The following is a 7,902-nucleotide window of genomic DNA, read 5'->3' on the forward strand; positions in this document are numbered from 1 at the left end:
TCTGGCTCAGCAGCAGAATAAAGAGCGTCAGTAAGCTGTAGTCAGCTTTTTTCAGAAATATTTTCATATTTCTCCTTACTTAGATAATAGGATATTTTCTATTTTATTCAATACGCACCGGATAGTGCGGATCCGCCCTTTCCAAAAGACTAATAATCTCTTGAATCCCCGGTCCGTTTGGTCTGATTGAAACTGGCGCAGACTCTCAGGCTCAATGACCGTCAGAGCAAACGAAGCAGGAGCGGATAGGATTTAAAGAGTGAGTCTGATACAGTATCTTCAAAAGCTGCATCGCTTTGCAGGCGACGGCCCAGCCACCATAGAAATCCGTCTCACTGCCTTTTGGGCTTCATGGCGCTGCTTCTTTGTCTTCTCTCAGTTCGACAGACTTAATATCGTCGATGCGCACAGTCTTGGTGAAAACCTGTCCCTGTCTATTGAGGCGCCGTATCTTCATCCAGTCTCCGTCTACTGCTATGATTTCATAGCCTGACAGTCCAAAATCATTTTCAAAATGGATAGTCGGTTTTTTCCCGATAAACTCATTGAGCAATTCTGACATCTCACTTTTTCCTTTCATCTTTCTCTCCAATCTGTGTATCCGGTTTTGCGCTCTTTTGACCCTGCCAGCAGAGTCCGACCAGATGAGAAAGACAAGGGGCAGCACCAATCCAACCAACCATATCATCTTCATCTCTGCCTCCTGTCCTTTTTAAATTGACTATATTGTAACAGATTATTTTCTTTTTGACAAGTATATTAGTCAAAAAAATAAAGATTATTGTCAAAAACCTCCATTCCAAAGCAGCGCTTCTATTGCTTCCTGTCGGAAGCTTCATCAGCCTCAAAAGGTTCCCCAAGCCTTCTCTGCAGGAATGAGGAGGCTGAGCAGCTGCTGCCAATCCGTCTGCTCCTGCCTCATCTGATGTCGATTTTCTTTGAGGATTAGAGGGCACAAAAACCCAGTCAAAAACTGGGTTTTTAGAGTATGATTCATAAAAACGGCCCCTTCTTCTGTCAATACAGTTTGTCAATCTGCTTCTGCAAATACTTCTTTGAGAATCGCAGCTCCCTGCTGGATTTCCTCCCTGCTGACAGTCAGGGGCGGCAGGAGGCGGATGACATTGCTGCCTGCTGTCAGAATGATCAAGCCTTTCCGGCGGGCAGCTTCGACAATCTTTGGTAGACTGGCACTTGTTTCAATCCCAATCATCATCCCGAGACCGCGAACGGCAGAAATCTTTGGATGGTCTTCAAAAGCCTGCTGCAGCTGTTCCAGCAGAGCAGTGCCTCTGGCCGCTGCATCCGGGAGAAAGCCAGGAGCCTGCTGGACCTTCAGGGTTGCCAAAGCAGCAGCCATTGCCAGTTTATTGCCGCCGAAGGTAGACCCGTGGCTGCCATAGCTAAAGGCGGGCGAGAGACTGCTCCTGCCCAGCATGGCACCGACCGGCAGGCCATTGGCCAATCCTTTCGCCAGAGTGACAATATCCGGTACAAGGCCATAGTGCTCAAAGGCATAGAGCTTTCCTGTCCGCCCCATGCCCGTCTGCACCTCGTCTACAATGAGGAGCAGACCCTGCTCCTGACAGAAAGCAGCCAGCTCCCTGACAAACTGCGGTTCAGCAGGCAATACACCGGACTCGCCCTGTATCAGCTCCAGCATGACAGCTGCCGTATCTTCATGGACCAGACTTTTCACGCTGTCCAAGTCATTATAAACAGCAAAGCTGAAGTGGGGCAGGCCATCGCCGAATCCTTCCTTGATCTTATCCTGTCCTGTTGCGGCCATAGCGCCAAAGGTCCGACCGTGAAAGGAATTCTGAAAGCTGATAATCCCCTGCTTGCCGCTGGCTTTGCGCGCCAGTTTGATAGCAGCTTCATTGGCTTCCGCCCCGCTGTTGCAGAAAAATGCCAGATAATCATAGCCGCCAATCAGCCTCTGGGCCACTTCTTCCTGCAGGGCATTCCGATAGAGATTGGGACTGTGCCAGATTTGCTCCGCCTGCTCCAGCAGCGCCTGCTTGACCTGCGGATGAAAGCCCAGATTGGTCACACCAATCCCCGATGAAAAATCCAGATAAGCCTGTCCCTCGCTGTCTATCAGGCAGTTGCCTTCAGCCCGGACAAATTCAATAGGGGCCCGCTTATAATTTTGAAATAAAAAACTCATATCTATCCTTCCGCTATCAGGGTGCCTGTCAAGAGATTGTCGCCAATCAAGACTTGATTGACACCGGACAGAACCGTCTGGACGGCACTTTCAATCTTGGGAATCATGCCGCCCTGAATGACTCCGGTCTGGATTTTCGTGGAGACCTGACTGGTCAGGAGCTGGGGCAGCACTTTTTTGTCCTCCAAAACCCCCTCTGTGTCGGTCATCAGAATTAATTTTTCAGCCTGCAGTTTGCTGGCAACTGCAGCAGCCAGATAGTCCGCATTGATATTGAGCAGCTCTCCGTCAGCATTCGACCCCAGAGAGGCCAGAACCGGAACCAGGCCCTCAGCCAGCAGCTGTTCCAGATAAGCAGTCTCGATATCTGTCACATAGCCGACATAGCCATAGAGGGATTGATTGATAAAATCAGCCGAAACCGTTGAGCCTAGATGGGAAAGCAGCTGCAGACTGTCCAGGCCCGCCTGATTGAACTGCTTGGTCAGCTTCAGACCGACAATGTCCAGCAGAGCCTGCTGGATGACCGGCAGGTCAGACTTGGCTGTTACCCGAAGCCCCTTGACCTTCTGAGTCTCCAGCTGGCGCTCCCGCATCAGCTGATTGATGACCAGGCCGCCGCCATGTACGATGATGATGTGCTTGCCAGCTGCGGCCCAGCTTTTGACCTGCTGGATGAAAGCCGCTGAAAGTTCCTGTGCGGCTGCGCCGCCGATTTTGATAACAATGATATTCTTCATGATGATTCTCCTTAGGTTCTGTAGAGGGCATTGATCTTCACATAGTCATAGGACAGGTCGCAGCCCCAGGCCCGTCCCTCAGCCTCGCCGTCATGGAGGTCAATCTCAATGACCAGATCATCTCTGGTCATGATCTCGCTCATTTCCTCCGAATCAAAGGAAACCGGGCTGGAAGCTTTCATGACCGGCAGACCCTCGATGGCAATGTCAATATTGGCGACCGATACCCGAGGGCCGGCATAGCCAATAGCAGCCAGAATGCGGCCCCAATTAGGATCCTCACCAAAAATAGCTGTCTTAACCAAGCTGGAACCGACCACACTTTTCGCAACCATGCGGGCTGTCAGCTCATCCTTGGCATGGAGAACCCTGGCTTCAATCAATTTGGTCGCACCTTCGCCGTCTTTGGCAATTTTCTTGGCCAAATCAGCCATGACAAACTGCAGCATGTCGGCAAAGCGGTCAAATGCTTCTGTATCCGGCAGAATTTCCTCATTCTGCGTGCAGCCGTTAGCCATGACCAGCACCATATCATTGGTAGAGGTGTCGCCGTCTACAGTAATCTGATTGAAGGTCGTCTCAACATTGCGGCTGAGCGCCTGTTGCAGGGCAGCGCTGGAAATATTGGCATCGCAGGTGATAAATGCCAGCATGGTGGCCATATTGGGATGGATCATGCCCGATCCCTTGGCCACACCAGCCATGGTCACCACATCCTGACCGAAGAGCTCCGTCACAACACAGGTCTTGGTGCAGGTGTCCGTCGTCAAAATGGCCTGGGCAAAATCATCGGCATTGCCGTTAATGACAATCTTGGACAGACCGGTTTTGAGAGCTTCCATGGGCAGACGCTCACCGATGACCCCAGTGGAAGCCAGAGCCACCAAGTCCGGTGCTATTTTCAGCTTATCGGCTGTCCACTGCTGCATCCTATAGGCATCCTCCATCCCTTCCAGACCCGTGCAGGAATTGGCCACACCCGAATTGACCACTACAGCCTGCAGCTGCTGGGTCTTTTGGATTGACTCTTTCGTCACAAGGAGCGGGGCAGCAATGACCTGATTGGTCGTGTAAACCCCGGCAACGCTGGCCGGAACCTCCGAAACAATCCAGCCAAAATCGTGTTTTTTCTTTTTAAATCCCGCATGCAGGCCGTCCGCTGAAAAGCCCAAGGGACTGGCAATATTGCCTTCCATTATCTTCATTTTTGCTCCAATCTTCTATACATAAGCCGGCTGGCTGAGCAGCCCGGCTCTTTCGTCCCAGCCCAGCATCAGATTCATATTTTGGACAGCCTGTCCGGCAGCTCCCTTGACCAGATTGTCAATGACAGCCACCACTGTCAGCACATTGGTAGCCGGATTGTAGTCAAAGCCAATATCTGTGTAATTGCTGCCGATGACCTGATGCAGACTGGGCAGGCTGGCCTGCAGCCGGACAAAAGGCTTGCCCTTATAACTTCGTCGGTAAATACTGCTGATTTCAGCAGCAGACAGCGGCTTTTTCAGTCTGCTGTAAACCGTGGCTACGATACCGCGGTTGAGCGGCAGCAGGGAGGTTGAAAACTGGATCTGCTGGATCCTATCATCAAAGAGCTGCAGCTCCTGCAAAATTTCAGGAATATGCTGGTGGCGGTTCAGCTTGTAGGTCACATAATTATCATGAACCTGCACAAAATGACTGGAAGCGGCTGGTTTTTTGCCGGCACCGGTCAGACCGCTTTTGGCATCAATGATGATAGAGTCTGGCTCAAGAATCTGGGCCTGCAGCAGGGGAATCAGGGCCAGCTCCGCAGCTGTGGCATAGCAGCCGGGATTGGCAATGAATTTCTTGCCTGCCACATCCGCAAACTCAGCCAATCCATAAGTGAAGCGCTCCTGCACAGCCGCCTCTCCTGCTTCTTTCTGATACCATTCTTTATAAATATCCGCTGGCAGACGGTGATCGCCCGACAGGTCAATGACAGGAAAGTCTGCCTCAACAAAATCTTTGACCAAATCCTTTGCAACTCCGCTCGGTGCTGCAAAGAAAACCAAATCAGACTGCTGCATGATTTTTCGGCTGTTAAATTCCTCTATTTTCAACTCGCAGCTGCCTCTCAAGTGCGGATAAAGAGCAGACAGAGGACGGCCGATACTGCTGCTGGCATGGATAGAAACAACCTCAGCCTGCGGATGGCCCTGCAGGATGCGAAGGAGTTCCAGCCCTGAATAACCTGTAATGCCGACAATCGAAACTTGCATATTCCAAAACTCCTTGCGTATAAATATGCGTTTTATTTTACTAGCATCATTTCTCTTTGTCAAGTGTTTTCTGTATTTTTATGCAATATTTTTGGAAAAATACATCTTTTTGCAAAAACAGCTGCTTTTCCAAAGAAAAAACCTGCCCCAAAACAGGTGCAGACTTCTAATCTAATATCGTCATTTCGTTTATCTTTCAGTATGTCTATTCCGTCGTCGTTATAGTCTTTTCGTTTGCTTTTAGTACGAGGCAGCGAGCCGCAGACAGTACTGGCGTACGGCAAAGCGAGCTAACAAAGTAATAAAAGATAAACTAAATGACGATAACTCGTCTTGTCGCACGCCTTTTACTGACTTCGTCAGTCCTGTCTACAGCCTCAAAGTCGGGTGGGACAGACTCTTTTGACACTTCCCAGCGGAAGCTTTATCTGCCACCTCAAAACCTCCGCTGGAGGTTTTGAGCAGCTCACTGCCTCGTATTAAAAATCTATAAAGCAGAATTTGCGGCAGCTTTCTTTGTTGGGGAAAGAAAAATGTTGCCCTAAACCCTCTAAACATCAATTCCTCCACAATAGGGGCAAGGAGGACAGCATCTAGGAAAACAAAAACCGCCTGACTTTTCACTAGTTCCACAACCGCACTCTGATTGTCAGAAGCTTTAATCGGGACAAATTCCTGAAAAATCAGCAGAAAAATCCAGAAAAGAAGAGGCAGCCAGATTGAACTGGCTAGCTTGGTGCTTCTCATCTCCAGCTTCAAGTCTTTTTGATACCACTTCCACCAAGCAAAACAGTAACGAAAAGCAAAAAGAAGGTTAATCAAAAAGCAGAGATACCAGCTTTTAATAAGCGAAGACTGATCAGAATTTCCCCCAAACCTGTATTTATGGATAACTTTATAAATACAAATCTTCGATCGGCCCTTGCCATCTCTGATATTCTTTGACTGCTACTTGAAATATTTTCTCACCATCGGATAATACATAAGATTGATATAGATATGGATCACCATCAGGACAACAAAGCCAGAAACGACATTAAGAGGTGTGAAGGCTCCCAGTATTCCTAAAATAATATAGAGGGCTGGCAGAAGTCTCTGATTTAGATTGAAGAGAATGAGATAGCACTGTTCATAATTGGCTTGCAGCTCTGACTCATCATAAGAAAGCACAAATTCTTTTATTTCCTCAGTAGTCGGAAAGGCTGATAGCTTATAATGCCGCACCTTCTGAACTGTCTTTAAAAAAACAGCTTGCAAAAAAATATAAAGAAAGGCAATCGCATAATCTATAAGACTCAACTGAAGAGGGCTCTTATGATTAGTGATATTCCCGATAAAAACGACTCCAACAAAAATTGTAAAAAGAATGATAGCACTGCTGATATTAAATACAATAGCCGCGTATTCCAAATTTTTAAAGGTTAGGCGGTACCATTCATAATTCTGCTCCTCATCTGCTTCTTTTTCATAGGCTTCATGGTATTTACGAGTCCGATAAATCAAGAAAAAGACCAATGGATAGAGGATAACAAGACTGGCCCTACCGAACTGGCGCAGCAATCCAACATTTAAAGCTGACGACCAGCTGAAGTTTTCAAATACACCAAGACCAGAAAAGAAACCAGACAGACCGCCTATTAAGGCTCCAACCAGCAATAAAAAGATATTATATAAAACTCTTTTCTGTGTAGATATACGTTTTTGCTCTTTCACGACTTCTTCTCCTTTAATTTTTACAATAGATGATACAAGAATGATGAGGCTGAAGGACTATTTTAGCTCCTGTTGAAATGAATCTTAATGGGTTCTTCATTCTGCTTCCTCCACCAACCGAAAAACATTCTCGACATTTTCATTGAAAATATGGGCAATCTTGAAGGCAATCACGACAGAGGGAGTGTACTCGCCCCGCTCTAAGAGGCTGATTGTCTGCCTGGAAACACCGGCCAGCCTAGCCAGTTCTGTCTGGTTGAGCCCGTCACGCGCCCTCAACTCCTTGAGGCGATTTTTTAGCTGCATCATAAACTCCTTATTTCCCTTCTCCCTTAGATAATTCCATTGTAACAGATTCTTTTCTTTTTGACAAATATATTTGTCAAAAAACTGTTTTGGTCCAAAATACTATGATTCTATTCAAAAAAAGAGACTGGAACTCAGTCCAATCTCTTGTGTTTATTACAATTTCTCAGCCACTGCTGCCAGCAGGTCTGGAATAGCTGTTTGCTTACTGCCGCCGGCCATAGCCATATCCGGCTTACCGCCGCCGCGGCCGTCCACAATCGGCGCCAATTCCTTAATCAGATTGCCGGCATGGACTTCCTTAGTCCTGCTGGCTGCCAGCACATTGACCTTGTCTCCAATGGCTGCGGCCAGGACCAGAACGTCTGAGTAGTCCTTCTGCTTCCAGCTGTCTGCAAAAGCCCGCAGGGCACCGGCATCAGAGACAGAGACTTGACTGGCGATGAAGCTGCGGCCGTTTGCTTCCTGAACATTCTGGAAGATTTCACCAGAAGCTGCAGCGGCTGCCTTTTCCTTAAGCTCCGCATTTTCCTTTTGGAGCTGGCGGAGCTGCTCCTGCAGACCTGCAACCTTGTGGGGCACTTCCTTGATTTGCGGTACTTTGAGGGTCGCAGCAATCGCCTTGAGCGCTTCTTCCTCTTCGCGATAGGCTTCAAAGGCTTCCTTGCTGGTCACGGCCAGAATCCGTCGGGTGCCGGAGCCGATACCCTCTTCCTTGACAATCTTGAAA

Annotated in this window: 9 protein-coding genes; all 9 read right to left on the reverse strand. The window is 48.3% G+C overall.

Going from position 1 to position 7,902, the window contains the following annotated elements; genetic code table 11:
* Positions 1 to 349: 349 nt before the first annotated feature.
* Positions 350 to 580 (reverse strand): aspartyl-tRNA synthetase, encoded by a 231-nt coding sequence (locus tag STRDD11_RS08115; RefSeq protein ID WP_128836907.1) that lies wholly within the window; start codon positions 578 to 580, stop codon positions 350 to 352.
* A complete protein-coding gene (locus STRDD11_RS08120) occupies positions 564 to 1,034 on the reverse strand; it encodes a hypothetical protein (RefSeq protein WP_128836908.1) in 471 nt (156 codons plus the stop codon). Before STRDD11_RS08120 ends, STRDD11_RS08115 begins: the two co-directional genes overlap by 17 nt.
* Positions 1,031 to 2,170 carry an acetylornithine transaminase gene (locus STRDD11_RS08125; RefSeq protein ID WP_128836909.1) on the reverse strand — a complete coding sequence of 380 codons (1,140 nt, stop codon included), beginning with the start codon at positions 2,168 to 2,170 and terminating at the stop codon, positions 1,031 to 1,033. The genes STRDD11_RS08120 and STRDD11_RS08125 overlap by 4 nt, the downstream gene beginning before the upstream one ends.
* 2 nt (positions 2,171 to 2,172) lie before the next feature.
* Positions 2,173 to 2,910: an acetylglutamate kinase gene (gene argB, locus STRDD11_RS08130; protein ID WP_128836910.1), complete on the reverse strand. Its 738-nt coding sequence runs from the start codon at positions 2,908 to 2,910 to the stop codon at positions 2,173 to 2,175.
* An 11-nt stretch (positions 2,911 to 2,921) separates the two neighbouring features.
* On the reverse strand, positions 2,922 to 4,115 hold the full coding sequence (argJ, locus tag STRDD11_RS08135; RefSeq protein WP_128836911.1) for a bifunctional glutamate N-acetyltransferase/amino-acid acetyltransferase ArgJ: 1,194 nt from the start codon (positions 4,113 to 4,115) through the stop codon (positions 2,922 to 2,924).
* 15 nt (positions 4,116 to 4,130) lie between these two features.
* Positions 4,131 to 5,153 (reverse strand): N-acetyl-gamma-glutamyl-phosphate reductase, encoded by a 1,023-nt coding sequence (gene argC, locus STRDD11_RS08140; RefSeq protein WP_128836912.1) that lies wholly within the window; start codon positions 5,151 to 5,153, stop codon positions 4,131 to 4,133.
* A 948-nt stretch (positions 5,154 to 6,101) separates the two neighbouring features.
* Positions 6,102 to 6,866 (reverse strand): DUF3169 family protein, encoded by a 765-nt coding sequence (locus STRDD11_RS08145; protein WP_128836913.1) that lies wholly within the window; start codon positions 6,864 to 6,866, stop codon positions 6,102 to 6,104.
* Between the two features lie 96 nt (positions 6,867 to 6,962).
* Complete coding sequence (locus tag STRDD11_RS08150; RefSeq protein ID WP_164828435.1) at positions 6,963 to 7,172, reverse strand: helix-turn-helix transcriptional regulator; 210 nt, start codon at positions 7,170 to 7,172, stop codon at positions 6,963 to 6,965.
* Positions 7,173 to 7,328: 156 nt separating this feature from the next.
* A partial coding sequence (locus STRDD11_RS08155; protein WP_241209374.1) for a DHHA1 domain-containing protein occupies positions 7,329 to 7,902 on the reverse strand: 574 nt, incomplete at its 5' end.

Origin of the sequence: Streptococcus sp. DD11 (genome assembly GCF_001578865.1) — a bacterium.
GTDB classification, from domain to species: Bacteria; Bacillota; Bacilli; order Lactobacillales; family Streptococcaceae; genus Streptococcus; species Streptococcus panodentis.

Coding starts and splice junctions, on each gene's coding strand:
- STRDD11_RS08125 (WP_128836909.1), bottom strand. CDS start 2,170: ATGAGTTTTTTATTTCAAAATTATAAGCGGGCCCCTATTGAATTTGTC.
- argB (WP_128836910.1), bottom strand. CDS start 2,910: ATGAAGAATATCATTGTTATCAAAATCGGCGGCGCAGCCGCACAGGAA.
- STRDD11_RS08115 (WP_128836907.1), bottom strand. CDS start 580: ATGAAAGGAAAAAGTGAGATGTCAGAATTGCTCAATGAGTTTATCGGG.
- argC (WP_128836912.1), bottom strand. CDS start 5,153: ATGCAAGTTTCGATTGTCGGCATTACAGGTTATTCAGGGCTGGAACTC.
- STRDD11_RS08150 (WP_164828435.1), bottom strand. CDS start 7,172: ATGCAGCTAAAAAATCGCCTCAAGGAGTTGAGGGCGCGTGACGGGCTC.
- argJ (WP_128836911.1), bottom strand. CDS start 4,115: ATGAAGATAATGGAAGGCAATATTGCCAGTCCCTTGGGCTTTTCAGCG.